Genomic DNA, 23572 nt, shown 5'->3' with positions numbered 1-23572 from the left:
GAGCAAGGCTACGGCCCCGCGGCACGACCGCGCGAACCGCCGGGACGCAGGTTGACAGGAACCGGTTTCAGAAAACCGGTGCGCGGCCCGGCCGGAGGTGCTTGACTCCGACTGCTCCCTCCACCAGCAGGCTCCCGTGCCCGCACCTCTCGGGTGGTGACCCCCCAACCCACGGGACGGACCGTCGCATGCTCCCTGCGCCGCACACCCGCATCTCCCCTCGCCGCGACACGTCGCCGGCCCGGCGACGGTTCCGCCGCCGACTGGCCTGGGTCAGCGTGCTGGCCACCGTCGTCGCCGGGCTCACCGGCGCAGCTGCCGCGCCCGTCGCGGCGGCCCAGGCCTCCGGCGACGACGTCGCGACCTGGAGCACGGGCTGGTCGTGGACCTACCAGACGACGTTCCGCTACGTCGGCGACACGGCCAACGTCACGCTCAACGAGAGCGTGACCTACACGGTGGCCGGCGTGGAGACCTTCCAGGGCCAGAGCGCCTACCGGTTGAACATCAGCGGCACCATCACCGGCGGGAGCGGCACGGCCGACGTCGACGGGATCGGCACCGCCAACCTCAACAACTTCGCGGGATCGGTCTCCGGCACCAAGCTGGTGCGCCGCTCCGATCTGGCCCTGCTCCAGGAGTCGCAGCAGCAGTCGCTGACCGCCCGGGCGAGCCTCGGCTTCCTCTCGACCAACATCTCCGCCAACATCAACCTGCGGATGACGCCGAAGCGGGGGTGGCGGGCGCTGGCCTTCCCGCTCGACGCGGGCCAGAGCTGGACCAACGACGTCGACGTCGACTACGACGGCGGCTTCAGCTACGACGCCGGCTCCTTCGGCAACGGCGCCGACGACTTCGACGGCACCTTCTCCTTCGACGGCCCGTCCACCGTCAGCAACGCGACCATCGGCGTCCCGGCCGGCAGCGTCGCCACCCGGCGCGTCCACGCCCAGAGCCCGGACGGGCGGACGGTCAACACGCACTGGTGGGCGCCGAGCCACCGCAACGACGCCCAGGAACTGCTCCAGCTCCCGCTCGACGGCGCCACGCTGACCCTCGACCGCCGGCTCTCCGCCTCCTCGACCCCCGCACCCGGCACCGTGCTGACGAGCACGGTCACGCCCTCGCTGTCCTGTGCCGGCGGCCAGGTGACGGTGAGCGGCCGGCTCAGCACCGGCGCCGCCGGCGTGCCGGTGACGGTCGTCCTCGACAAGTCGCCGGTGACCGTCGGCCAGTCGGTCACCGCGAGCACCTCGACGGTCGGCGGCGGCAGCTTCAGCACCACGCTCGTCGCGCCGGCCGAGGAGGACGGCCTGGACAAGACCGGTGCGCGCGCCAGCTGGGGCGTCGTCGTGACCGCCGCCGGCGCCTCCTCGGCCAGCACCCTGGTGGTCACGCCTCGGAACTGCAGCGCCCTCACCTACGACGGCGCGACGAGCGCCCCGCAGGGCAGCACCGCCACGGTCCGGGCGACCCTCGCCGACCGGGCGGGCGGCAGCGTGTCGGGACGCACCGTGACCTTCACCCTCTCCGGCGGCGCGACGGTCACCGCGACCACGTCGGCCACCGGCGTCGCGTCGGCACAGATCGCGGTCGGCGGGCCGCCGCGCGAGGCGACCCTCACCGCGTCGTACGCCGGCAGCGCGGGGCTCGAGCCCGCCTCCACCTCCGTGCCGTTCACGGTCGGCACCGTGCCCAGCACCACCGCGGTGACCGTCGACCCGCCGGTGGTCACGGTGGGTGCGCCGGTGCGGTTCACGGCCACGGTCGGCGCCGACCACGCAGGGACGCCCAGCGGCACGGTGCAGTTCCGGGTCGACGGGTTCGACTTCGGCGCGCCGGTCGCGCTGGTCGACGGCGCGGCCACCAGTCCCGCGCTCTCGACGCTCCCGCTCGGCACCCACACCGTGACCGCCGCCTACAGCGGGTCGGCCGACCACTCCCCGAGCACGTCGCCCGCGGTGGGCTTCCGGGTGCGTGAGCCGCTGCTGGCGACCACGACCACGGCCTCGGCGAGCCCGGCCAGCGCGGTCGCCGGCCAGCCGGTCACCCTCTCGGCGAGCGTGACGGCGGCGTCCGGATCGCCGCAGGGCGACGTGGTCTTCACCGTCGACGGCGACGAGGTGGGCCGGGCAGCGCTCACCGACGCCGGAACGGCGTCGGTCGAGGTCGACGACCTCCCCGTCGGGAGCAACAGCGTCGTCGCGACCTACCTGGGCGACGACGTCCACGGCAGCAGCGCCGCCGCGCCCCGCACGGTCACCGTCGAGAAGGCCGCGGTGACGGTCGAGCTCGCCGGCCCCGCCACGTCGACCGTCAGCGGCGAGGCCGTCACCTACACGGCCACCGTCGCGGTCCGGGCGCCCGGAGGCGGCGTCCCGGAGGGCACCGTCCAGCTCCTCGTCGGCGGCGCCGAGGTGGGCGAGCCGGTCGCCCTCGCCGGCGGCACCGCGACCTTCCCGCCGCTCACCACGCTCGGGGCCGGCTCGCACACCGTGGAGGCCCGCTACGCCGGGTCGGCACGCCACCTCGCGGGGTCCGCCCAGGCCGAGCAGCAGGTGGAGCAGGCGACCACCACCACGACCGTGGTGGCCAGCCCGTCCCCCTCCGTCGAGGACCAGAACGTCGAGCTCGTCGCCTCCGTGGTCGCCGACCACCCCGGCTCCGGCTCCCCCACGGGCACCGTCACCTTCTACGCCGGCGACGAGGTGCTGGGCTCCGCACCGCTGTCCGGATCCGAGGCCGGCACCACCGCCAGGCTGGAGACCGCCGACCTGGCGCCGGGGTCCTACCAGCTGACCGCCCGTTACGCCGGCGACGCCGACTACCGGCCCAGCCGGTCGGCGGCGACCAGCCACACGGTCCTCGAGGGCCAGGCGGTGGTGGCGACCACGACCGAGCTGACCTCGAGCGCCAACCCGTCGTCGTACGGCGCGGCCGTGACGTTCCGCGCCCGGGTGTCGGCGACCGACGGCACGGCGTCGGGCACCGTCCAGTTCTCCGTCGATGGTCAGGACCTCGGCGACCCGGTGGCCGTGGACGCCGACGGCGTCGCGGTCAGCCCGGCCCTCGACTCCGCGGCGGCCGGCGACCACGCGGTGATCGCCAGCTTCGTCGGGGCCCCCGGGTTCTCGGGCAGCGGCGCCCTCCTCACCCAGACGGTCGACGCGGCGACGCCGGCCGTCGAGCTGACCTCGACGGCACCCGAGGCCGAGGCCGGTCAGCCGGTGCGGTTCACCGCGTCGGTGGCCTCGACCGGCAGCGGCACGCCGACCGGGTTCGTGCAGTTCGCGGTCGACGGGCGACCGCTCGGCGCCGCCGTGGCGCTGTCCGACGGCGCGGCGACCAGCCCGCCGGTCGACGACCTCGCGCCCGGCGAGCACACCGTGACCGCGCTCTACTCGGGCGACGCCAACTTCCGGACCAGGCTCGCCGAGCTCACCCAGCGAGTGGTGCTGCTGGAGACCGCCACCACGCTCACCGTCGACCCGGACCGCTCGGTGTACGGCGACCCGGTGACCCTGGCGGCGACCGTCACCCCCGCCCGCGACCACCGGGGCAGCCCGGGCGGGACCGTGCGGTTCGAGTACGGCGACACGGTGATCGCCCGCGCCACGCTCGCGCCGGGCGCCGACGGCACCGCGGTGGCCACGGCGACGGTGTCGTCCCTGCCAGCGGGCAGCCACGACGTCCGGGCCGTCTACGAGGGCAGCCCGGTCTTCCGCGGGAGCGCCTCCGCGGCGCACGCCGTGGTGGTCGCCAAGCGGCCGACCGTGATCACCGCCTCCCCGGCCGTGGTCTCGCTGGACTCCTCGCCCCTGCCGCTGGGGCAGCTGCAGGCGACCCTCACCGCCGGGGGTCGGCCGCTGGCCGGCGCGCCGGTCGAGTTCAAGATCGGCGCCCGCGTGGCGTGCGTGTCGGTCACCAACCAGTCCGGCCTCGCCAGCTGCAACGCCGGCGGGCAGCTGCTCTCCCTCCTGGTCGCCGGTGGCTACACCGCCACCTTCGCGGGCGACGCCAACCATCTCTCGTCGTCCGCGCGCGGCGCTCTCCTGAAGTGAGCCTGGCCATGCTGGAAGGAAACCCCGTCGTGCACCGACTGACTGCCGCCCTCGCGACCCTCGCCCTCGCCCTCGGGCTCACCGTGGTCCTCGCGTCCACCGCAGCCGCCGACATCACCGCGCCGGGCAACGGAGCCGTGCTCCGCGGCAACGCCACGCTCTCGGCGAGCGGTGCCAGCGACGGCACGTGGTGTGCCCGGGCGGACGAGCCGCGTACGACGCTGCAGCTGGTCAACAGCGGCGGAACCGTGGTGCTCGAGCGGGTGCACAACGGCACCGGCGCCAAGAGCTCGACCTTCGACACGCACGCCTTCCCGAACGGCGCCTACAAGGCGCGCGCCATCGAGCGCAACCGGTCGGGGTTCGTGCTCTGCAACAACAACACCCGCACCACCGAGCGCAACGTCACCATCGACAACCTCACCCAGCTGGCCTACTCCGGTGCGACCGAGGGAGCCCAGAACACCTCGGTGACCGCGCGCGCGACGCTGACCGACCCGAACCTCCCGGCCCGCGTGCTGCCGGGACGGACGGTGTCCTTCTCGCTGTCCGGCGGAGCCACGGTCACCGCGACCACCAACGCCAGCGGCGTCGCGACGGCCTCCCTCCCCGTCTCCGGGCCGCCGCGCAACGCGACGGTCACCGCCTCCTTCGCCCAGACGTCCTACTACAAGGGGTCCTCGGCCTCGAGCGCCTTCACCGTCGAGAAGAACTCCTCGACCACCACGCTCCAGCCGCCGCCGCCGATCGTGCACGGCCAGCCGGTGACGTTCACCGCCCAGGTCGCCCGGGTGGACGGCACCAGCACCCCCACCGGCACCGTGCAGTTCACGCTCGACGGCAAGGCCCTGGGCTCACCGGTCGCGGTCGTCGACGGGCTCGCCACCACGCCCAGCATCGACTCGCTCGCCACCGGCTCCCACGCGCTCGGCGCCCGCTACGCCGGCGACGGCAACCTGCTCCCGAGCGACGCGGCGGCGGTGACCTTCTCCGTCGCCAAGGCGTCGACCACGACGACGCTCACCAGCACCGGCTCCCCCACCGTGTCCGGTGAGCCGGTCACCTTCACCGCGACGGTGGACGTGGTCGCGCCGGGCGTCGGCCAGCCGGGCGGCGCCGTCCAGTTCGACGTCGACGGCGACCCGTACGGCACCGCCGTGCCCCTGACCGGCGACAGCGCCGAGCTGACGATCAAGGACCTGGCGCCGGGCAACCACCGGGTGCAGGCCACCTACAACGGCAACGCCGACTTCGCCGAGAGCAGCTCGGCCGAGCTGGCCCACGGCGTCGACCGCGCCGACACGGCGGTGACCGTGACGACGTCGAACGCCGAGGCGGTGGCCGGCGAGCCGCTCACCTTCACCGCCGACGTCGACGTCGTCGGGCCCGGCGCGGGCGAGCCGACCGGGACGGTCCAGTTCGCCGCCGGCGGCGAGCCGATCGGCGACCCGGTGCCGATCACCGGCGGCACCGCCGTCTCGGGCCCGGTCGGTCTCGACGCGGGCACCCACACGATCACGGCGACCTACGAGGGCGACGCCCGGTTCGCCGGCGGCTCGGCCACCCTCGAGCAGGAGGTCGCGTCCGGCCACACCACCACCACGGTGACCACCTCGCCGAACCCCTCCGTCGTCGGCCAGCCGGTCACCGTCCGCGTGGAGGTCGCGCCCGTCCGCCCGGCGCAGGGCACGCCGGGCGGTGCCGTGCAGATCACCATCGACGGCGAGCCGGGCCCCTTCGTCACGCTGGAGGACGGGGTCGCGGAGTTCTCATCGAGCACGCTGACCCGCGGGTCCCACGAGATCACGGCGCGCTACCTGAGCGCCGACCCCAACTTCGTCACCAGCACCTCCCCCGTGGCGACGCACACCGTCAACAAGGCGGCGACGCGCACCGAGCTGACCAGCTCCGCCCCCACCTCGGTGACCGGGCAGCCGGTCACCTTCACCGCCACGGTCAGCGTGCTCGCCCCCGGCGCCGGATCACCCACCGGCACCCTGGTCTTCCGCGACGGCGACACCGTCCTCGGGTCCGCCCCGGTCGGAGCCGGCACCGGCGGCGTCGGGTCGATCACCGTGGACTCGCTGTCGGTCGGCCAGCACGCGATCACCGTCAGCTACGACGGCGACGACGACTTCACCGGCAGCACCGACTCGGTGGCGCAACGGGTGCAGCGCGCCCAGACGGCCACGGTGCTGACCTCCTCGGCGAACCCGTCGGAGTCCGGCGCGCCGGTGCGGTTCACCGCCACGGTCAGTCCGGTCGCTCCCGGAGCCGGATCGCCAGGCGGCACCGTGCAGTTCACCGTCAACGGCGCCCCGCTGGGCGCGGCCGTCGCGCTGGCCGACGGCGAGGCCACCAGCCCCGACTTCGACTCGCTCACCCCCGGCGTCTACCGGATCGGCGCCGTCTACAGCGGCGACCCCGGGTTCGTCGGCAGCACCGGGCTGCTCGACCAGGGCAACGGGCAGGAGGTCACCCGGGCCGGGACGACGATGGAGCTCGCCTCCGACGCTCCGGTCGCCGACCAGGGCCAGACCGTGACGTTCACCGCGACCGTCCGGACCGTGGCGCCGGCGACGGGCCGGGCGACCGGCACCGTGCAGTTCTGGGCCGGCGACACGCTGCTGGGAGCCGCCGGGCTCGACCCGGCCGACGAGGCGCGGACCAGCGTGGCGTCGTACTCCACGGCGGGGCTGGCCCCGGGACAGCACGAGATCCGCGCGGTCTACGAGGGGAGCTTCAACTTCCAGGGGCAGTCCGCGACCATCACCCAGAACGTCGGCGCGGTGGCCACGGTCACCGGCATCGCCTCGGACGCCAACCCGGCGACCTACGGGCAGGGCGTCACGCTCACCGCCGTGGTCAGCGACGCGGCGCCGACCGCCGGACGGCCGACCGGTGAGGTGGTGTTCCGTGCCGGGGACCAGGTGCTGGGCAGCGCACCGCTGCGGACCGTCGACGGGCGCCAGCAGGCCGCGCTCCGGCTGGAGCGCCTCGACGCGGGCGAGCACGCCGTCACCGCGTCGTACGGCGGCGACGAGTCGCGATCGGCGAGCACCTCCCCCGTGCTGACGCAGGTCGTGGACCGGGCCCCCAGCCGCCTCAGCAACCTGGACGTCACCTACTACCAGCTCAACACCGTCCAGCTCGTGCAGGCCACCCTCACCGGCGTCGAAGGCGCCCCGCTGGAGGGCCAGCGACTGGTGTTCACCACGACGTCCACGCTGGCCGGCGGGCACCGGCTGCTGTGCGAGGCGGTCACCGACGCCGCCGGCTTCGCCAGCTGCCGGATCCCGCCCTTCCTGGCCGGGCCGGTGCGCAACGAGGGCTTCGACGTGACGTTCGCCGGGAGCGCCAACCACCTGCCGGTGACCGAGCACGGGACCACCGACGGGCCCTGACCACCGTTGCTGCGTGGCCGTGCGGGTACCGCTCCCGCATGACCACGCAGACCCAGCGCAAGCACCTGCCGGGTGCCGACGCCGACACGCCCAGCGACATCCCCAAGAAGGGCTGGTTCCAGATCGTCAAGCGGGCGTGGAAGGAGTCGAAGTCCGACCAGCTGCCCCTGATCGCAGCGGGCGTCGCCTTCTACTCCTTCCTCGCGCTGTTCCCCGCGCTGATCGCGTCGGTGATGATCTACGGCCTGGTCCGTGACCCGGCCGACGTACAGCGGCAGATCCAGGAGCTGTCCGACACGCTGCCCTCGGACGCCGCCAGCCTGCTGCAGACCCAGCTCGAGGCGATCACCTCGACCTCGTCCGGGTCCCTCGGCCTCGGCCTGGTGCTCAGCCTGGTGCTCGCCCTGTGGACCGCCTCCGGCGGCGTCGGCAACCTGCTGACGGCGATCAACATCGCCTACGACGAGGACGAGACGCGCAGCTTCGTGCGGCGCAAGCTGATGGCGATGGGGCTCACGCTCGCGGCGATCGTGTTCCTCGTCGTGGCCATCTCGCTGGTCGCCGCGGCGCCGGCGCTGCTCGACAGCCTCGTCAGCAGCGGGCCGCTGCGCTGGGGCCTGGAGGCGGCCCGCTGGCTCGGCCTGGTGCTGGCCATGTCGTTCGCGCTGGCGGTCCTCTACAAGGTCGCTCCCGACCGCGACAACCCGCAGTTCCGCTGGGTCTCGATCGGCGCGGTCGTGTCCACCGTGCTGTGGGTCGTCGCGAGCCTCGGCTTCTCGCTCTACGTCGACAACTTCGGCTCCTACAACGAGACCTACGGCGCGCTCGCCGGCGTGGTCGTGCTGCTGCTGTGGCTGTGGCTGACGATGTACGTCGTGCTGCTGGGCGCGGAGATCAACGCGGAGGCCGAGCAGCAGACCGCCGAGGACAGCACCGTCGGGCCGGAGGAGCCGCTCGGCGACCGGGGCGCGGTCAAGGCCGACACCCTCCCCCACGACAACCCGCCCCGCCCGAAGAACCCCTGACCCCCGCGGCGATCGGGCCGCAGCGGACACAAGGGAACGCCGCCCACCGGAGAACCGGTGGGCGGCGTCCTGTTTCCCGAGGTGGTCCTCAGGTGCCCGGCGCCTCCTGCTTGACGCTCTGGGCGGCGGACTGACCCTCGTCCTTGACGTTCTGGGCCGAGTCCTGGGCGGTGCCCTTGACCTCCTGGGCGGCCTGTGTGGCCGACTCCTTGAGGTTCTGGCCGACCTCCTGGCCCATCGACTTCGCCTCGTCCATCAGCGGCGAGTCCTTGGCCGCCTCGGTGATCCGCTGCGCGGCCTGCGCCTCCCGCTCGCTCGCGGGGATCAGCGCGGAGATGACCATGCCGGCACCGAAGGCGACCAGGCCGGCCGCGAGCGGCGAGCCCTGCGCCTGGCTCTTCACCGTGCCCATGGCCTGCTGGGCCGTGCCGGTGACCGCGTCGGCCGCGCCCTGCGCGGAGTCGGCGGCGCCCTGCATCGAGCCGGAGGCGCTCTGACCGGCGCTGTGGGCGGAGCCCATCACGGAGTCCTTGAACGACGACATGCGGCTGCGCATCGCCGTCTTGCGCCGCTCCATCACCCGCGCGGGGCTGACCTTGTCGTAGAGCGCGTCGACATCGCGGGAGAGGCTCTCCCGGGTGCCGGCGATCTCGGACGTCATCCGTTCTTCAGTTGCCTGGCCCATTCCGCATCCTCCTTGAGCGTCTTCTGCGTGGTCTCGAGCTGGGGGTTCATCGCCTTGAATTCCTTGCGGCCGGTCATCGCCATCACGCCGGCGGCGACGGCCCACAGGACCGCGACGATCAGCCCGGCGAGCGCGGTGTGCATCCAGCTGTCGAGCAGGAACATCAGCGCCAGCGACAGGAAGAGCAGGGCCAGGTGGCCCGCCACTCCGGCGCCGCCGAAGAGGCCGACGCCCTTGCCGGCCTTCGCCGCCTCCGCCTTCGCCTCGGTCTTCGCCAGCTCGACCTCCTGCTTGACCAGCGTGGTCAGGTCGTTGGCGATGTCGCCGACGAGGTCGCCGAGCGAGCGACCGTCGGCACTGGCGTCGGTGCCCGCCGGGCCCGACTCGAAGTGGGTCTCGTGCTGGACGTCCGCCCGGGTCGGGTGGGTCGTCTCGTGCTGCTGGTTGGTCACGGCGTGCTCCCCGGCGTCGTACGAGGCGTGCTGCCCTCGGGATAGACCGGGTCGGCCGGCGGGGTGCTCGTCCCGGCCAGCGGGTCGGCGGCGGCGGTGCCGCCGGCCTGCGTCGGGCCGGTGAGGCCCGGGCCGGCGCTGGGCAGCGTGCTCGTGGTCGGCGGGGTGCCGACCTGGGCGGAGGTGTAGCCGCCCGGCTGCCCCGTGGCGCCGGTGCCGGTCGCGCCGGTGCCGGAGGAGGAGTCGTGCGCCTCCTTGGCGCCGCGGGTCAGCCGACCCGCCACCACGCCGGCGGCGAGCGCACCGAGCAGGAACGTCCCCGGCCGGCGGCGCGCGAAGTCGCGGGCCTGGTCGAGCAGCTCCCCGGGCTCGCGGCCCTGGATCTGCGAGCTGAACGTCTTGGCGCGGTCGCTGACCTGGGTCACCACGTCCTTGGCGATGCCCGAGCCCGGGCCCTCGCCGCGGGCCATCTTCTCGAGGTCGTCGCCGAAGCCCTGGAGCATGCTGACCAGGCTCTCGAGCTGGCTCTTGGACTGCTCCTGGATCTGGCTGCGAGCGTCGTCGACGAGGTTCTTCGCCTGCTGCTGGGCCTCCGCGGCGACGTTCTGCGCCTCGTCGCGGGCGACCTCGCCGACGTGCTTGCCCTCGTCGCGGGCCACCCCTGCGGCGCGCTGTGCCTGGGCCTTCGGGTCCTCGTGACCCGTCGGCGGGTCCGGCCTGTAGTCGTATGTCGTCATCGATCTTCCTTCCACGTCGGGAGACCCACGCATTACCCGCCGGACCCCGCGGCAGACCGGAAGTGGCGCCGCGACGGCGACTTTTGGCGCCGGGCCGGGCGTGTCCCCGAATCAGTCCAGATCGCGGGGGTACCGAGCCCCCATGCCGGACACGGAGCAACGGCTCAGGGCAGCCGGGCTGCGGGTCACCCAACCGCGGCTCGCGGTGCTCGCCGTGCTCGACCGGGCCGGCGCCGAGGGCGCGCACCTCCGGGTCGCCGAGCTCGCGATGCGGGTGCGCGAGATCCTCGGGAAGGTCTCGACCCAGGCCGTCTACGACTGCCTGGAGGCGCTGACCGCCGCCGGCGTCGTACGACGCGTGGAGCTGCCGGGCTCGGCGGCGCTGTTCGAGACGCGGGTGGGCGACAACCACCACCACCTGGTGTGTCGGTCCTGCGGGCGGGTCGTCGACGTCGACTGCGCCCCCGCCTCGGCGCCGTGCCTGCACCCCAGCGACCCGCACGGCTTCGCCGTCGCAGAGGCCGAGGTCGTCTTCTGGGGCGAGTGCGCGGCCTGCGTCGCGGGGCTCACTCCTGCGGGTCGACGACCGCCGAGCCGACCGACCGGACCCTCGGCCGGGCCGGTGCGCCCGGGACCGTCAGCGGCAGGTCGACCGGGGCGCTGAGCTCGACGACGACCCGGTCGCCGCGGACCCGGACCACCGCACGCAGCCCGGGGTGGTCGGCGTGCGCCCCGACCATGCGCAGGTAGCCCCGCACCGCGCGCTCGGCCTCCCGCGGCGAGATGGGCAGGTCGCCGGCGGCCAGCCCGCCGGTGTAGGCCTGCTCGCCCTGGGCGCCGAGGTCGGCGCCGTGGAGGGCGGCGCCGTCGGCGAGCGCGTCGAGCCGCTGGCGCTCGAGGTAGGCGACGCTGGCGTCGACGACCACGGCGACGAGCAGCAGGAGCACCGCGGCGAAGCCGACGATCAACGGCGTCGCCTGCCCCCGCTCGCTCGTCGCGACACCCGGTCGCGCGCTCACCGCGCCGGACCTCGGATCTCCCGGTAGCGCCCGATCGGCACGGTGTGCTCGGCGCTGAGCCGGAAGGTCGGCGCTCCCCCGCCGAGCACGTCCGGGAGCAGCGGCAGGCGTACGGCGCTGTGCACTCGGACGGTGATCACGGACGTGCCGCTGTGGCAGTCGGCGGGATAGGGCGTGCAGGTCACGGTGACCCGCAGCGGCGCCGCCGTGAGGCCCTGGTCGGCGAGGGCCTGCCGGGCGACCGCCTCGGCTCGCTGCTCGCCGGCCACGTCGTTGGGCGCCAGCGCGTAGGCACGTGCCGCGGCCCGGGCGGCACCGCTGACCCCGAACGAGCCGCGCTGGACCTCGAAGACCGACAGCACGATCCACAGCAGCGGCAGCAGCAGGAGCAGGCTGAGCCAGACCATCTCCACCAGCCCGCTCCCCCGCTCGGTGCGGCGCCGGTCGGAGTGGCCGGGCTCGGGGTGGCTCGGCTCGGGGTGGCGGGGCTCGGCTGGCGGGGTCACCGCGGCGCCTCCTCGACGGCCCGGCCGGAGACGGAGAGCCGCACGGCCGGGCCGCCGAGCCCGAGCGCGGGCACCTCGGCGTGGACGGTGATCTCCACGCCCGGCGCGCCGTCGACGAGCACCGTGCGGACGTCGACGTCGCGTGCGAAGCGGCCGGCGATCGCCTGGTCGATCTGCGCGCGGGTCCGGGCGACCCCGTCGCCGGGGCCCTGGCCGGCGGTCGCCGCGAGCCGGGCGCCCTCGGACGCGGCGGCCGCGAGCGTCGTACGGACGTGGAGGACGAGGGCGACCTGCACCAGCCCCAGGACGATGGGCAGCACCAGGACGAGGACCAGGGTGAAGTCGACGAGGGCCGACCCGCGCTCTGTCCGGCGGCGGCTCATCCCACCGAGGCGAGGGCGTTGCGCAGCATCGCGGCGAGCTGGGGCTGCGCGATCCCCCACAGCGCCATGCCGATGGTGATCGTCATGACCGTGACGAGGACCCAGCCGGGGATGTCGCCCCGCTCGCCGCGCTGGCGCAGTCGTCGGCGGACCAGGCGGGTGGCCGGGTGGAGGGGCTGGTGGAGGTGCTGGTGGAGATGGATCAGCTGCACGGTGGTTCCTTCCCGAGATGGCGTGGTGGGTCAGTAGGCGAGCGAGAGGCCGAGGAAGCCGGGCCAGAAGGCGAATGTCCTCTGACTAATACAGGTAGTGTGAGGAACATGGCTCGGAAGACCGCGACCGCGAAGCGTGCGGTGATCTACACCCGCATCTCCCGTGACGACACCGGAGAGGGAGTAGCCAACGAGCGGCAGGAGGAAGACTGCCGCAAGTTGGCTGACCTTCGCGGGTGGGAGGTCATCGCGGTGGAGCACGACATATCGAAGTCTGCCTACTCCGGTAAGGAGCGTCCCGCGTGGGAGCGCGTGCTCGACATGATCCGCTCGGGCCAGGTCGAGGTCGTCGTCGCGTGGCACATGGACCGGATGACGCGCTCGATGCTCGACCTGGAGACGTTGATCCTGCTCGCGGAAGAGCACAACGTCGGTATCTCCACGGTGACCGGAGACATTGACCTGACGACCGACGTGGGCCGCATGGTCGCTCGCATCCTCGCCGCTGTCGCTCGTGCCGAGGTTGAGCGGAAGGGCGCTCGCCAGAAGCGGGCCAACCTGCAACGCGCGCAGGCCGGCATCTTCCGAAGCACCGGCTTCCGACCCTTCGGCTACACGCTCGACGGTGAGGTCGTGGAGCACGAGGCCGCCCTGATCCGGGAGGCAGCCGAAGACGTACTCAACGGCGCTCCCCTGCGAGCGATCGTGCGGCGCTGGAAGGAGTTGGAGGTCCCCACGGCTCGGAGCCGGAAGAACATGGACGGCTGGACGCACAACAGCGTGCGGAGCATCCTGCTCAACCCGAGGAACGCCGCGCTCTCCACCTACGACGGCGAGGTCGTCGGCAAGGGCCAGTGGGAGCCGATCATCAGCGAAGAGACCCACGTCCTGCTCGTGGCGACCCTGACCGACCCGGCTCGCTCCCGTGGCGACAAGACACTCGGCAACAAGCCGAGGAACCTGCTCTCGGGTATCGCCAAGTGCGGCGAGTGCGGGCATCCCGTCGAGGCCGGCACGAATGGTGGCCGGAAGGTCTACAAGTGCTCCAACCCTGGCGGCGACCACATCACGACCCTTCGCTCCGAAGCCGACGAGCTCGTGCGGAACTCCTTCGCACTCGCGGTCGGCATGACGACTCCGGGCACCCTGACGAAGCCGAGGGACAAGGCCGTGCCTGCGGACCTGTGGGCCGAGCGCGAGCGGATCAACGAGCGGTTGAAGAAGCTGACCGTCTCCTGGACCGAGGGACGGGTCAACGACGACATGTTCGAGGCCGGCTCGGAGTCTCTGCAAGAGCAACTGGCAGCGGTCGAGGCACGGATCGAGGACGCTGCGCAGGAGCCCGAGGACACCAACCTCCGGTGGGAGGAAGCCCGCAACTTCCTTGCGCTCGACCTGTGGGGCCAGCGTCGCGTGCTCGAAGACCTGACCGAGGTCAAGCTCTGGCCGAAGAACAAGAAGCGGAACGTGCCCATGAAGCACCAGGTGACGGTCTATGTCACCGATCTTCGCGGACGGACGTGGGCAGCCCTGGACGAGCGCAAGGGACAGGCTCCCGACCCATCAGCGGCCACCTACGAGGCGCTGGCTGACCTTCTCGTCCGCGTGCAGCCCGAGGGCGTCACGAGCCTTGCCAGCGCCGCTCGGTGGCTCGTGGCGAACGGTCACACCGACCGCTCCCCCAGCGGGTTGCCGGGGAAGCTCTCCCCACTCGTGCGTTACGTCCGAGGCGAGACGAGAGGCGCTACGGGCTGGACTCGCAAGGACGCGGCGACCGATCGCAGGGTGGCTGTCTGAGGTTCCCTCAGGCAGCCGACTGCGCCCAGACATCAGCGCGCGCCGCGAGGCCGTCCGTCAATCTCAAGGAGCGCCGACTCGGCTACTGATGCGACGGCTCGACCAAGCAGTGGCGGAACCGCATTCCCGATCTGCTTCAGCATCTGCCACTCGCTCGACTGGAACACGAACCCGTCGTGGAACGACTGAAGACGAGCCGCCTCGCGAACCGTGATCCACCGCTGGAAGCGCGGGTGAACCCACTCCGACATGTCACGGTGCATCTGCGCGAGGATCGTGTACGCCGGCTTGTCCGGATGCAGTCGGCGCCACTTCTCAGGTCGCGCGCCGTTCCAAATCTCCGGGGGCAGCGAGTCGCCCTTCAGCCCTGGCTTCAGGAGGGAGATGAGGTGCTTGCGCCGCTCGCCGATCTCCTTCGTGTGGTGGTTATGGAGCTTCTTGACACCGCCCGCCTGCTTCAGCTTGTACGCGGCTGAGTACCAACGGCCGTCCCGGTCGAGCCGAAGCTCATCAAGGATGTCGTTGCCGAGCCGAGGGCTGCGCGGATACGTCAGCGGCTCGTAGTGGATAGCCGTCGCCTCGGGGGTGTCCGGGATGGCGTGGCGCACCCACTGTTCCGGCTGCTTCTCTTGGTCGAGTCCGGCGCTGAAGAAGTCCTCAGCAGACATGCCGAGATCAACGTCATCGCGTACCCCGAAGAAGATCGCACGCTTCCGTAGCTGCGGGACCCCGACACTCGTCGCGGCGACCACCGCCACGCCACAGTTGGCGTAGCCGTTTGCTGCGAATGCCTCCAGGACTTCACGCTTGAACCGACCCTTCGCCATCAGCAGCATGTTCGGCACGTTCTCCATCAGGAAGACCCGAGGCCGGAGCGTCGTCAAGACACGAACGAACTGCCAATACAGCTCGTTGCGGGGGTCATCGAGGATGCGGGTGCCGATCTGGCTGAAGCCCTGACAGGGCGGTCCCCCGAACACGAGGTCAATCTCTTCGTCGTAGACGTGCTCGAAGCGGGAGCGCTCCTGTCTCCACGTCCCGGAGTCCTCATTCAGGAAGTCGTGGATGTCTCCCTCCATGAGCGGTACTTCGGGGAAGTTGTGTCGGTACGTCTGCGACGCGAAGCGATCCACTTCCACCGCGGCCATCACGTCGAACCCTGCGAGCCGAACGCCCTCGCAAAAACCACCACATCCCGAGAACAACGAGACTGCTCGATATCCCACTCCGGCTCCTTTCGCCCAGGGGAAACTATGTTCGACCGCCGACAGTTCTCACGGCAGGCGCGCCGAGCGCCGGCGATTGTGGACTATAGACAGTTGGCACATGATCCACACCTCCCTACGTTCAGCTCGTGTCAGAGGAGCTCGCGAAAGGTCTGGGACTCGCTGTCCGCGAGGCTCGAACCAAGCTGGGCATGTCTCAGGAGACGCTCTCAGCGGCCGCCGGCCTGGATCGGGCCTACGTGAGCGGCCTGGAGCGTGGGACTCGGAACCCGACCCTCGAAACGCTCCAGCGTCTCGCCGAGTCACTTCGCATCCCTCTGCACGTCCTGATGCAACGCGCAGAGGAGTTGGCGTAGGTGCCGTACCAGTTCAGCCAAGTGACCACGAAAGCCCTCCCTCTGAGCGACATGCTCGTGACCGACTTGAGGAACGCCCCGGTGCGCAACCGGACAACTCAGTTCCGGCTCGCGCAGCAGAACATCCTCGCCTACACCTTCGACTCGTGGATCCCTGGCTTCTCGAACAGCGTCGTCTACAACACGACCGCCGTGGGCGACCTCGTCATGCAGGGCATCTTGAACGCAGACATGGAGGGCCAGCTCCGCTTCCAGCAGGACTACAGCGTCCAGGGCAACGCGAAGGCGAAGGTGCTCGGCGACCTCTACGAGACGATCACAAGCGCGATGCTGTGGGACGCCGCCGCGATGTGGAACGAGTACATGGTCAGCGGTCAGTGGAATGGCAACCCGCGCTACCGCCGTCCGACCACGGCGCCGAGGCCCACTCGACAAGTTGCAGTGCTGAACCTCCCCAGGGGATACGACTGGGTGCGCCTACTGAATGCCCAGGCACGGCAGGCGATCGACGGCGTTCGCCAGCCCCTTGAAGCCCAGGGATTGACGATCCCGACAAGCACCCCGGACATCGCCGTTGTCGTCCTCCCGGATCAGCAGGCGCAGGCGGATCAAACGTGGCGCACTCCCCTGGGCTCGCTGGGCCTCACCCAACAAGCCACCCTGAGCCACGCCTACTCAGCGCTCGCAGGACGCATCGAACCGGGCGAAATGATCCTCGCCATCGCAGCAAAGCGCAGCCTCCGGAGCGACCGGCTCTACCAGCCGCTGTACGAGTCGAACATCATGCAACTACTCCTGGAGCACTTCCTTGGCGCGCCTCGGGTCGACTTCGAGGTACATACGCTGAGCGTCGAAGGCACTGCCGCCATTGGGATCTACTCGGCCGCGACGATCTACGCAGTAGCGACCGGCGCGCCCAACATTCACCGGGCGGTCCGCGAGCTCTACATCCCCACCAATCCAGTTGAGTTCGTTACCCGCTTCCTCGACTTCCTCAACCAGCGCATGGCCCTGGTCCCGTAGGTAGAGCAAGGCAAACTGGAGGAGTGACTGCCCGGCCGATCCCATCTCCTCCGGCCGTCACACCTGGCCGTTCACGCAACATGGCGGCTATCCGGCGCACCGATACCAAGCCGGAGAAGGCCCTGCGATCGGCGCTCCATGCAGCTGGCATGCGGTTCAGGAAGGACCTTCGCCTCGACCTCGGCAAGGTGAAGCCAAGACCGGACATCGTGTTCACACGTGCGAAGATCGCTGTCTTCGTGGACGGCTGCTACTGGCACTCGTGCCCCGAGCACGGGACTCGACCGAAGGCGAACGCCGACTACTGGACTCCGAAGTTGGCCCGCAACGTCGCCCGTGATCGCGAGCAGGACGCCGCCCTCGCCGAAGACGGCTGGACCGTAGTCAGGCTCTGGGAGCACGTACCCGTGCCCGAGGCGGTTCGGGCGGTCGAAGTCGCTCTCAGAGACGCCTACTCGCCACCCGACGCGTAGTACTCACTCAGGTTCCGCTGCAACTGTCGCCGCCAGGCTGCGCGCACGTTGGACTCGCTCCACCCGTTCTCTCGTGCGATGCGCCCAATCGTGACTTCGAGCTTCGCTCGTTCGGCAGTGCCGGCGCCTTCCTCGCCAAGCAGTCTGAGCGTCTCTTCGGCATCGTCCACGGCGTTCTCAACGGCGAGGGCATCGCGCCATTTGTCACCGAACACAAGGTCCATACCTTCGTCTGTGAGCCAGTCGTCTTCGATGTATCGCTTCGCCTTGGCAATGTCAGCGCGCCAGCGGCCCGGCTTCCTGTGGAACCGCTCTGCCCAGGTGGACGCCGCCTTCCGACGAAGGTCGGACGGGAGCGCAAGGTAGGCGAAAGCAAGCTCCGCGTAGTCACGCTCTGTGCGAGCGGCGCGACCTCTCCGGTCAGCGCGGAAGGCCGGCGGCGGGTCACTCGGGCGCGCGAAGGGACTAGGAGGCACGTCGGCGGCGGACGCCTGCCTCCGTGCCGACTCCAACACGTTCGCCCATGCGAAGTTCCGAAGCCGGTCAGCGCTCAGAGTGGACCCGTCTGTCGCGTTGACGCCGATCCCGACGACCACCCAATCCCCCGCTCCCGGCTCCGACTCCATGAGGGTCACCGTTGCGACGTACCCCTCGCCTTGAACCTCCGTGACGTGCTCGTTCGCTCGCTTCACGTCGCTGATCTTCACCCGCTCCTTTCCGCCTCTCGCCCAGCCGCACGCTTACCCGAAACCGTTCGGAACTGCCAGCATAACAGAGCGCGTCGCTAACTTGTCTCGTCCCGCCGACAGCCGGGGTCAACACGAAGACAAGAAGGGAGTCACGAGACGTGACAGAGACGAACAAGCGCTACATCGAGGCCGGGGGTGAGTTTCTCCGCGAACTTCCGTACGGCACCCGCATGTGGGTGCGAGACAGGGAGGCAGGGGCCGGTGACCCGGACGAGCAAGCTCTCCGACTTCGCGGCACTGCCAAGAGCCAGCGGGACGAGTGGTTGCTCTCGGACGACACGATCATGTCGAGCGCCGAGCTTGCGGATGCGTTCCGCGTCTGTCTGCCGGGGGTCGAGCGCCGTTGAGCCAGCAGAACGACGAAGAACAGATCGACCACCAGAGCGTCAGTGAGTGGCACTCGCTCCACGACGACGAGGCGAAGACGCTCGTCGGAGCCGTCGTAGGCGACTGGCACGTCGAGGACCGCATCCGACCCGGCAAGAGGTGGCGCTACGTGCTCCGTAACGCACGGACGGGCAGGGCGATCTACTTGCAGGGCTACGAGCTCGTGAAGCAGGTCCGAGCGACCGTCAAGAACGGCGGCACGGTGACCATGCCCGCCGAGCCGTGGCGCAGTGAGGACGGTGCCGCGTGAGCGCCGACTGGCCGCACCAGAAGGTGCGTCTGCCCATCGGTCCCGAGCAGCAGAGTCGCCTCCGCGCCGAGGGTCTGCTGGCCGCGCCTCACGAGCCGTGGCATCACCCGTCCGGGCGGTTCCACCTGCAACCGCTGCCCTTCTTCGCTTCGCGCCGTCAGCGGTCCGACCGGGCGACCAAGCGCGACGTGGCGAAGCGGCAGTGACGACTCACACCAACAAACCCACCAAGGAGAACAACAGCATGACCGTGACCACCGAAGAGAACCTGATCGAGCGGTTCGGCTCGATCACCGAGCAGATCACCGGCTTGAAGGCCGAGAGGTCCGAGGTCGCCAAGACTCTCGTCTCCGCTGGCATCGAAGCCGACGAGCAGATCAAGGCGGACCTGGAGCTCGAGCTCAACGAGGCTCGACAGGCCGCGCAGGCTCTCGCGAGCACGCTCGCCAAGGCCGAGGCGACCAAGGCCGCTCTGGACAAGCGGATCGACTCCGGCGACGACTCCGTGACGCCGCTGGAGGCGATGGAGGCCGACATGGCGGTCAGGAGCACCAAGGGCAAGCAGAAGCCCGCCGAGGCGGCGCTCCGCAAGGCTGAGCGTGCCCTGGAGCCGTTCCTCGCGGACAACCACCTTGCTCTGCTCGCCGCTGGCGCGATCGAGGGTCTGGTGGACGTGCCGGTGCTCATCCGCAAGCGTCCCCTCGACGTTGAGGGCATCACCGACGCGATCGTCCTGTCTCAGACCGAGGAGACCAAGGACTACGGCACCGTGAGGGCGAGCGGTCGCGTTCGGTTCAAGGAGTTCGGCTCGACGGGGCTCGACATGGAGTTTCTGGAGGACGCACTCCGCGAGACTGGCGAGGTCAACGTCTACGGAGACGTGATCGACTACGAGAACGCCCTCTGGCCGTTGACGCGACTTGCGCGACCGTCCGAGGCCGCTGTCGCTCACTTCGCGGACACGCTGGGGCGTGTGTTCGACGCGGAGTTGAAGCGTGGCGGCAACCGCGAGGGGCGCACCGGCACGTCGTCGTGGGCGAACTGGAACGCTCGCTGGCACACCAACGAGGCGTCCCTCGAAGTGATCGAGGCGGGCAGGGCGAAGGGCAAGGTTGTCGCCACGTTCGGAGTGGAGGACATCCACCCGCCGCTCTACCAGATGCAGGACTTCATCAACCGGGCACTCAGTCACTTCGACACTGGCGTTCACACTGCCGCTGGCGTCATCGACAAGATCACCGTGGCCGAGGTCGTGGAGGCCGGAGTGTGGCTGTCGCCGGATGAGGCGTACATCGCCGGCAGGCAGTACGACGGCAGGTTCGGCGTCACGATCGAGCTCGACTACCTCTACGAGCCGGTGGAGGTCTGACATGGGGTACATCGACCCGTTCCAGTCCGACGCCGAGACGATCAAGAACCACGGCGTGCTGTCCCGCAAGCAGGCGGACATGGACTACGCCGAGATCAAGGCCAAGGGCGGCTTCGACGCCGCTCTGCTCACCGGCAACAAGTTCCGGGTGCCCGAGGGCTACAAGCGCATCCCCGGTGCATCACGCTCGGGCGCTCTCGACCCGTCCACCAGGGCGAGGTTCGAGCGTATGGAGCGCGAGGGCGAGGTCGAGCTCGCCCGCGACGAGTACGGCAAGTTGCTCGGTTACCGACCGCTCGACTGACGAGCGAGCGGCCCGCGACAGGCCGCGAAACCAGTTCTGAGGGCCTTGCGGCGAGGGGAGACACCTTCCCCTGTCCGCACGGCTGCAAGGCCCTCTTCCGTCAACAGAAGGAGACACGCATGAAGACCACCAACCCGTTCCACGACGACGCCGAGCACATGGCTCGGGAGTTCAAGCGGCTCGCCACCGAGCGAGCGGCCGAGTACGAGGCCGAGGAGGTCGAGAACTACGAACCTGGGGTCAAGGTGGCCGAGGAGTGATGAAGCAGACCCGGAAGTACGTCGGTCTGGCTCGCTGTCCCGCGTGCCAGCGGGAGTTCCCCATGCGGAGCGGAGTTCACACGTACTGCACCCCGAAGTGCAGACCCGAGCACCCGCACCGGAAGCCGGGACCACGCGCCTACACCTGCATCGACTGCGGCATCGAGGGAGTGGCTGGCAAGTCCGGTCCGCTCCCCCGGCGCTGCGCCGACTGCAAAAGCCGGTGGGACTGCCGACCCGAACGGCTCGCCACGAAGGCCGAGCGCTCACGACGACGAAGGAGGACGAGCGAGTGACCAACGGACGGGTGAGCAGACAGCGGCGGCAGAACGAGGCCCTGCGAGCCGAAGTGGAGCAGCTACGGGCAGACCTGGACTCCCTGTGGGTCTACGTCTTCGGTTTGCAGGCCGGCATCGAGGCGGACAGAGCGAGGGAGGCCGAGACAGCGGCGAAGAACGGCTATGCACGAAGGCGGCACGACTGGTGAACGTGACCGAGTGGCGCGACGCGCTCATGGAGACGGCGTTCCCCGACGCCATGCCCTTGCAGGAGGGCCAGCGAGTTCGTCAGATCACCGGTCACGACGTGCGGAACGTGCTCGGGTGGCTCTCGACCTTCGCTGACCGAGGCAGCGGCGAGAACGCTCACCCCGGCGTCGAGAACCTGTCGAAGCTGACCGGCATGTCGGACAAGCACGTCCGGCGATGCTTGAAGGTCGCGCTCTCGACTGGCTGGGCCGTCGTCACGGAGAAGGCGAACGGGCGCAGAGGTCACGCGACCGTCTACGCGCTCCGCATCCCTGCCTCTGCGAACCATCGGCCCACCAACGGGGCCGGTGGTCACGAGGTCGAAGCACCGGCCCACGACGCCGAACCATCGGCCCACAGAGACGACCATCGGCCCACCAAGGGGGCCGGTCACGTATCCCCTTCCACCTGTCCTATCTCACCTATCTCTACAACCGATCCACCGGAGAGGAAGTGGAGTCCCGAGGTTGAGGCGGTCTTCGCGAAGGGGCGTGATCGCTCGTGAGCGCTGAGGGATTGCCCTCTTCCTCTTCATCCTCCGCTGCCTCTCCCGTGCCGGTGCCGGAGTGGTCCGCGAACAACCCACCAACGAAGGAGGTCACCATGACCAACAACGCCTATGGCACCGACATGTGCCTCGGCTGCGGAGACACGTTCGAGGTCAAGAGCAACCGCCAGATGTTCTGCTCCGCTGCCTGTCGGAAGCGAGCGAAGACGCCGAAGTCGAAGGAGCGACAGGGCACCTGCGAGGGCTGCCAGAAGAAGATCCCCGCGACGGGCTCCGGTCCGCTGCCGAGCGTCTGCCAGGACTGCAAGGCCGAGCGGCATCGCCAGCGGTCCCGCGAGCGCCACAAGGCGACCTACAAGCCGCGCAAGCGCGAGCGGAAGTACCAACCTGGGCCTGTCGAGGGCACCGAGCTCACCTTACTGTCCTACGACGAAGAGGACACCGACTACGGCTTCTTCTCGTGCTCGTGCGGCAACGAGAAGCGCATCCGTCTGCGGTACGTCTTCGTCGGATACCCCGGCAAGCAGAAGCACGACCGAACGACCACCTGCGGCGGGAGCAGTCACCGCGACAAGCGCATGGTCGAGAAGCCGAGCATCCGGGGAGCGCACAAGCGGGTCACGAAGGCTCGTGGCAGCGCCAGCGAGCACCCGTGCGCGGTCTGCGGCGCGATCACCGAGTACAACCAGTGGGCTTACCGCCACTCCAGCTACGACCCGCTCGTGCAGGACTCCGGGAAGGACGAGGGGCAGGTCTACTCCGACTCCCTGGACGACTACTGGTCGCTCTGCAAGCGGCACCACCGGCAGTGGGACTCGAAGGCACCCGGAACGGCTCTCTCAGGCCCACACGTGGCCCTCGCGCTCGCCTACGACCCCTACGGCGATCGAGGGGCTTCCTGAGCCGTCCTCTCATCGACCCTCAACCTGCGCGCCGAACTTTCTGGGGGTCGATGTGTGTCCCGAAGGGGCTTCCCGCGCGGTTTCAGCCCTGCGCGGGTTGTCCTCACATCGACCCTGCATCGTGCGCGCTGGAGCTGGTGCTATGACGTAGCGGTCCGGGCGCTCACGAGCTCGGGGGCATACCCCCACCCGTCGCGGGGTCGTCGTCAGGATCGGCCACGAGCGCCAGCCGACCGGAGTAGTTCGGGCACTCGGGCAGCAAGCACGGACCGAACACGGCATCGGCTGCCAGATGCTCAGCACTCACAGTGTCGCGGCCAGTCATGCCACCGACGCTAGCCACCATCGCGGCGCGTGCCTACTGCCGATCCGCCGAGTGTGGATAAGCGCCCGGCGCGGCTCGCCCAGGCTGCCGACTGAGCGTCTCTGTCTCAAGGTGTGAGAAGTTCGCTGCTGGTGTTGCAACACCACGCCCCGTCATGCATCGTTGGTGTTGCAACACCCCGAAGTACGACCCGAGAGGACCACACCATGCCGATGATCCAGACCGACACCATCGCTCTCTGCGAGTGCTGCGCTCTCCTGATGGCCAACGGCGACGAGAGCGGATGCCGCGACTACTACTGCCACACGCACCAGAGCGCCCACGTGCCCGCTCACACGGTGGCGACCGACGAGAGCGACCAGCCGTGCCACGGCTTCACCTGCGACGGGTGCCGCGAGCCGCAAGCGCCGTACGCCTACCGACTGTGGGCCGACGTGCTGGAGCGGAAGCACACCCACGCCTACGACGCCGAGCGCTCTGACTGGTGGTGCTTCGACTGCTCAACCGTCACGGACTACTGCGAGCAGATCGCTCCCTACTGAGCAAGGCGAAACCGAGCGCGGGATAGATGCTCGGTCGTCGCGGAATGGCTGCCCACGACCTGACGAGCCAAGCCACTACCGGAGAGGAAG

At 70.3% G+C, this 23572-nt stretch carries 26 protein-coding genes and 1 other RNA gene; 18 read left to right on the top strand and 9 right to left on the bottom strand.

Annotation, left to right across the window (positions count from 1 at the left end; genetic code table 11):
- Window positions 1-188: 188 nt before the first annotated feature.
- Genes ACPOLA_RS07305 through ACPOLA_RS07295 form a run of 3 tightly spaced genes read left to right on the top strand, consistent with a single transcriptional unit; the run spans window position 189 to window position 8490 of the window.
- A complete protein-coding gene (locus ACPOLA_RS07305) occupies window positions 189-4061 on the top strand; it encodes an Ig-like domain repeat protein (protein WP_435769747.1) in 3873 nt (1290 codons plus the stop codon).
- Window positions 4062-4090: 29 nt separating this feature from the next.
- Window positions 4091-7465, top strand: coding sequence for an Ig-like domain-containing protein (locus ACPOLA_RS07300; protein WP_435769746.1), 3375 nt, complete (start codon window positions 4091-4093; stop codon window positions 7463-7465).
- A gap of 38 nt (window positions 7466-7503) precedes the next feature.
- Complete coding sequence (locus ACPOLA_RS07295; RefSeq protein WP_435769745.1) at window positions 7504-8490, top strand: YihY/virulence factor BrkB family protein; 987 nt, start codon at window positions 7504-7506, stop codon at window positions 8488-8490.
- Between the two features lie 88 nt (window positions 8491-8578).
- Here ACPOLA_RS07295 and ACPOLA_RS07290 read toward each other — a convergent pair whose 3' ends face one another.
- From ACPOLA_RS07290 to ACPOLA_RS07280, 3 genes are read right to left on the bottom strand one after another with little or no spacing between them, the layout of a single operon-like run.
- Complete coding sequence (locus tag ACPOLA_RS07290; protein WP_435769744.1) at window positions 8579-9175, bottom strand: DUF3618 domain-containing protein; 597 nt, start codon at window positions 9173-9175, stop codon at window positions 8579-8581.
- Window positions 9148-9627 carry a phage holin family protein gene (locus ACPOLA_RS07285; RefSeq protein WP_435769743.1) on the bottom strand — a complete coding sequence of 160 codons (480 nt, stop codon included), beginning with the start codon at window positions 9625-9627 and terminating at the stop codon, window positions 9148-9150. Before ACPOLA_RS07285 ends, ACPOLA_RS07290 begins: the two co-directional genes overlap by 28 nt.
- Window positions 9624-10364, bottom strand: a complete 741-nt coding sequence (locus ACPOLA_RS07280; RefSeq protein WP_435769742.1) for a hypothetical protein — start codon at window positions 10362-10364, stop codon at window positions 9624-9626. The genes ACPOLA_RS07285 and ACPOLA_RS07280 overlap by 4 nt, the downstream gene beginning before the upstream one ends.
- 142 nt (window positions 10365-10506) lie before the next feature.
- Here ACPOLA_RS07280 and ACPOLA_RS07275 point away from each other — a divergent pair, with 142 nt between their 5' ends.
- Complete coding sequence (locus ACPOLA_RS07275; RefSeq protein ID WP_435769741.1) at window positions 10507-11028, top strand: Fur family transcriptional regulator; 522 nt, start codon at window positions 10507-10509, stop codon at window positions 11026-11028.
- Here ACPOLA_RS07275 and ACPOLA_RS07270 read toward each other — a convergent pair.
- The 4 genes from ACPOLA_RS07270 to ACPOLA_RS07255 are packed head-to-tail and all read right to left on the bottom strand — an operon-like array spanning window position 10931 to window position 12484.
- Window positions 10931-11383: a pilus assembly protein TadG-related protein gene (locus ACPOLA_RS07270; RefSeq protein WP_435769740.1), complete on the bottom strand. Its 453-nt coding sequence runs from the start codon at window positions 11381-11383 to the stop codon at window positions 10931-10933. The genes ACPOLA_RS07275 and ACPOLA_RS07270 overlap by 98 nt on opposite strands.
- Window positions 11380-11889: a hypothetical protein gene (locus tag ACPOLA_RS07265; RefSeq protein WP_435769739.1), complete on the bottom strand. Its 510-nt coding sequence runs from the start codon at window positions 11887-11889 to the stop codon at window positions 11380-11382. The genes ACPOLA_RS07270 and ACPOLA_RS07265 overlap by 4 nt, the downstream gene beginning before the upstream one ends.
- The gene (locus ACPOLA_RS07260) at window positions 11886-12272 is read right to left on the bottom strand and encodes a TadE/TadG family type IV pilus assembly protein (RefSeq protein WP_435769738.1); all 387 of its coding nucleotides are present in this window, start codon (window positions 12270-12272) and stop codon (window positions 11886-11888) included. Before ACPOLA_RS07260 ends, ACPOLA_RS07265 begins: the two co-directional genes overlap by 4 nt.
- Entirely contained in the window at window positions 12269-12484 is a 216-nt protein-coding gene (locus ACPOLA_RS07255; protein ID WP_435769737.1) for a hypothetical protein, read from the bottom strand. The genes ACPOLA_RS07260 and ACPOLA_RS07255 overlap by 4 nt, the downstream gene beginning before the upstream one ends.
- A gap of 108 nt (window positions 12485-12592) precedes the next feature.
- On the opposite strand from ACPOLA_RS07255, the gene ACPOLA_RS07250 reads away from it, so the two are divergent.
- Window positions 12593-14281 carry a recombinase family protein gene (locus ACPOLA_RS07250; RefSeq protein ID WP_435769736.1) on the top strand — a complete coding sequence of 563 codons (1689 nt, stop codon included), beginning with the start codon at window positions 12593-12595 and terminating at the stop codon, window positions 14279-14281.
- A gap of 32 nt (window positions 14282-14313) precedes the next feature.
- Here the strand turns inward: ACPOLA_RS07250 and ACPOLA_RS07245 are convergent, their stop codons facing one another.
- Window positions 14314-15507, bottom strand: a complete 1194-nt coding sequence (locus ACPOLA_RS07245; RefSeq protein WP_435769735.1) for a DNA cytosine methyltransferase — start codon at window positions 15505-15507, stop codon at window positions 14314-14316.
- Window positions 15508-15635: 128 nt separating this feature from the next.
- Here ACPOLA_RS07245 and ACPOLA_RS07240 point away from each other — a divergent pair, with 128 nt between their 5' ends.
- Genes ACPOLA_RS07240 through ACPOLA_RS07230 form a run of 3 tightly spaced genes read left to right on the top strand, consistent with a single transcriptional unit; the run spans window position 15636 to window position 17359 of the window.
- The gene (locus ACPOLA_RS07240; protein WP_435769734.1) at window positions 15636-15863 is read left to right on the top strand and encodes a helix-turn-helix domain-containing protein; all 228 of its coding nucleotides are present in this window, start codon (window positions 15636-15638) and stop codon (window positions 15861-15863) included.
- Window positions 15864-16886, top strand: a complete 1023-nt coding sequence (locus ACPOLA_RS07235; RefSeq protein ID WP_435769733.1) for a Cfr10I/Bse634I family restriction endonuclease — start codon at window positions 15864-15866, stop codon at window positions 16884-16886.
- 23 nt (window positions 16887-16909) lie between these two features.
- On the top strand, window positions 16910-17359 hold the full coding sequence (locus ACPOLA_RS07230) for a very short patch repair endonuclease (RefSeq protein ID WP_435769732.1): 450 nt from the start codon (window positions 16910-16912) through the stop codon (window positions 17357-17359).
- On the opposite strand, the gene ACPOLA_RS07225 is transcribed toward ACPOLA_RS07230, so the two are convergent.
- On the bottom strand, window positions 17338-18066 hold the full coding sequence (locus ACPOLA_RS07225; RefSeq protein ID WP_435769731.1) for a hypothetical protein: 729 nt from the start codon (window positions 18064-18066) through the stop codon (window positions 17338-17340). The two genes, ACPOLA_RS07230 and ACPOLA_RS07225, sit on opposite strands and share 22 nt — an antisense overlap.
- 140 nt (window positions 18067-18206) lie before the next feature.
- Here ACPOLA_RS07225 and ACPOLA_RS07220 point away from each other — a divergent pair, with 140 nt between their 5' ends.
- The 10 genes from ACPOLA_RS07220 (at window position 18207) to ACPOLA_RS07175 (ending at window position 23560) form a co-directional block, all read left to right on the top strand.
- The gene (locus tag ACPOLA_RS07220) at window positions 18207-18455 is read left to right on the top strand and encodes a hypothetical protein (RefSeq protein ID WP_435769730.1); all 249 of its coding nucleotides are present in this window, start codon (window positions 18207-18209) and stop codon (window positions 18453-18455) included.
- Window positions 18452-18745, top strand: a complete 294-nt coding sequence (locus ACPOLA_RS07215; RefSeq protein WP_435769729.1) for a hypothetical protein — start codon at window positions 18452-18454, stop codon at window positions 18743-18745. The genes ACPOLA_RS07220 and ACPOLA_RS07215 overlap by 4 nt, the downstream gene beginning before the upstream one ends.
- A gap of 97 nt (window positions 18746-18842) precedes the next feature.
- Entirely contained in the window at window positions 18843-20114 is a 1272-nt protein-coding gene (locus ACPOLA_RS07210) for a hypothetical protein (RefSeq protein ID WP_435769728.1), read from the top strand.
- A gap of 1 nt (window position 20115) precedes the next feature.
- Window positions 20116-20418 (top strand): hypothetical protein, encoded by a 303-nt coding sequence (locus ACPOLA_RS07205; protein ID WP_435769727.1) that lies wholly within the window; start codon window positions 20116-20118, stop codon window positions 20416-20418.
- 119 nt (window positions 20419-20537) lie between these two features.
- The gene (locus ACPOLA_RS07200; RefSeq protein WP_435769726.1) at window positions 20538-20678 is read left to right on the top strand and encodes a hypothetical protein; all 141 of its coding nucleotides are present in this window, start codon (window positions 20538-20540) and stop codon (window positions 20676-20678) included.
- 292 nt (window positions 20679-20970) lie between these two features.
- Window positions 20971-21165 carry a hypothetical protein gene (locus ACPOLA_RS07195; RefSeq protein WP_435769725.1) on the top strand — a complete coding sequence of 65 codons (195 nt, stop codon included), beginning with the start codon at window positions 20971-20973 and terminating at the stop codon, window positions 21163-21165.
- A complete protein-coding gene (locus ACPOLA_RS07190; protein ID WP_435769724.1) occupies window positions 21162-21710 on the top strand; it encodes a hypothetical protein in 549 nt (182 codons plus the stop codon). Before ACPOLA_RS07195 ends, ACPOLA_RS07190 begins: the two co-directional genes overlap by 4 nt.
- A gap of 98 nt (window positions 21711-21808) precedes the next feature.
- Window positions 21809-22615, top strand: coding sequence for a hypothetical protein (locus ACPOLA_RS07185; RefSeq protein WP_435769723.1), 807 nt, complete (start codon window positions 21809-21811; stop codon window positions 22613-22615).
- Window positions 22616-23146: 531 nt separating this feature from the next.
- Window positions 23147-23482 carry a hypothetical protein gene (locus ACPOLA_RS07180; RefSeq protein WP_435769722.1) on the top strand — a complete coding sequence of 112 codons (336 nt, stop codon included), beginning with the start codon at window positions 23147-23149 and terminating at the stop codon, window positions 23480-23482.
- Window positions 23483-23485: 3 nt separating this feature from the next.
- Window positions 23486-23560: hammerhead ribozyme type II (locus ACPOLA_RS07175), an RNA gene on the top strand.
- Window positions 23561-23572: the final 12 nt, after the last annotated feature.

Source organism: Nocardioides proteolyticus (assembly GCF_051280635.3).
GTDB lineage: Bacteria > Actinomycetota > Actinomycetes > Propionibacteriales > Nocardioidaceae > Nocardioides.
The sequence above is the reverse complement of the archived record's forward strand: the minus strand, read 5'-3'. Positions and strand labels throughout refer to the sequence as shown.

What these genes read in the sequence shown, in the direction of transcription:
- ACPOLA_RS07305 (WP_435769747.1), top strand. Translation starts at nt 189, where the DNA reads ATGCTCCCTGCGCCGCACACCCGCATCTCCCCTCGCCGCGACACGTCG.
- ACPOLA_RS07295 (WP_435769745.1), top strand. Translation starts at nt 7,504, where the DNA reads ATGACCACGCAGACCCAGCGCAAGCACCTGCCGGGTGCCGACGCCGAC.
- ACPOLA_RS07290 (WP_435769744.1), bottom strand. Translation starts at nt 9,175, where the DNA reads ATGGGCCAGGCAACTGAAGAACGGATGACGTCCGAGATCGCCGGCACC.
- ACPOLA_RS07280 (WP_435769742.1), bottom strand. Translation starts at nt 10,364, where the DNA reads ATGACGACATACGACTACAGGCCGGACCCGCCGACGGGTCACGAGGAC.
- ACPOLA_RS07275 (WP_435769741.1), top strand. Translation starts at nt 10,507, where the DNA reads ATGCCGGACACGGAGCAACGGCTCAGGGCAGCCGGGCTGCGGGTCACC.
- ACPOLA_RS07260 (WP_435769738.1), bottom strand. Translation starts at nt 12,272, where the DNA reads ATGAGCCGCCGCCGGACAGAGCGCGGGTCGGCCCTCGTCGACTTCACC.
- ACPOLA_RS07250 (WP_435769736.1), top strand. Translation starts at nt 12,593, where the DNA reads ATGGCTCGGAAGACCGCGACCGCGAAGCGTGCGGTGATCTACACCCGC.
- ACPOLA_RS07205 (WP_435769727.1), top strand. Translation starts at nt 20,116, where the DNA reads ATGGGGTACATCGACCCGTTCCAGTCCGACGCCGAGACGATCAAGAAC.
- ACPOLA_RS07200 (WP_435769726.1), top strand. Translation starts at nt 20,538, where the DNA reads ATGAAGACCACCAACCCGTTCCACGACGACGCCGAGCACATGGCTCGG.
- ACPOLA_RS07185 (WP_435769723.1), top strand. Translation starts at nt 21,809, where the DNA reads ATGACCAACAACGCCTATGGCACCGACATGTGCCTCGGCTGCGGAGAC.
- ACPOLA_RS07180 (WP_435769722.1), top strand. Translation starts at nt 23,147, where the DNA reads ATGCCGATGATCCAGACCGACACCATCGCTCTCTGCGAGTGCTGCGCT.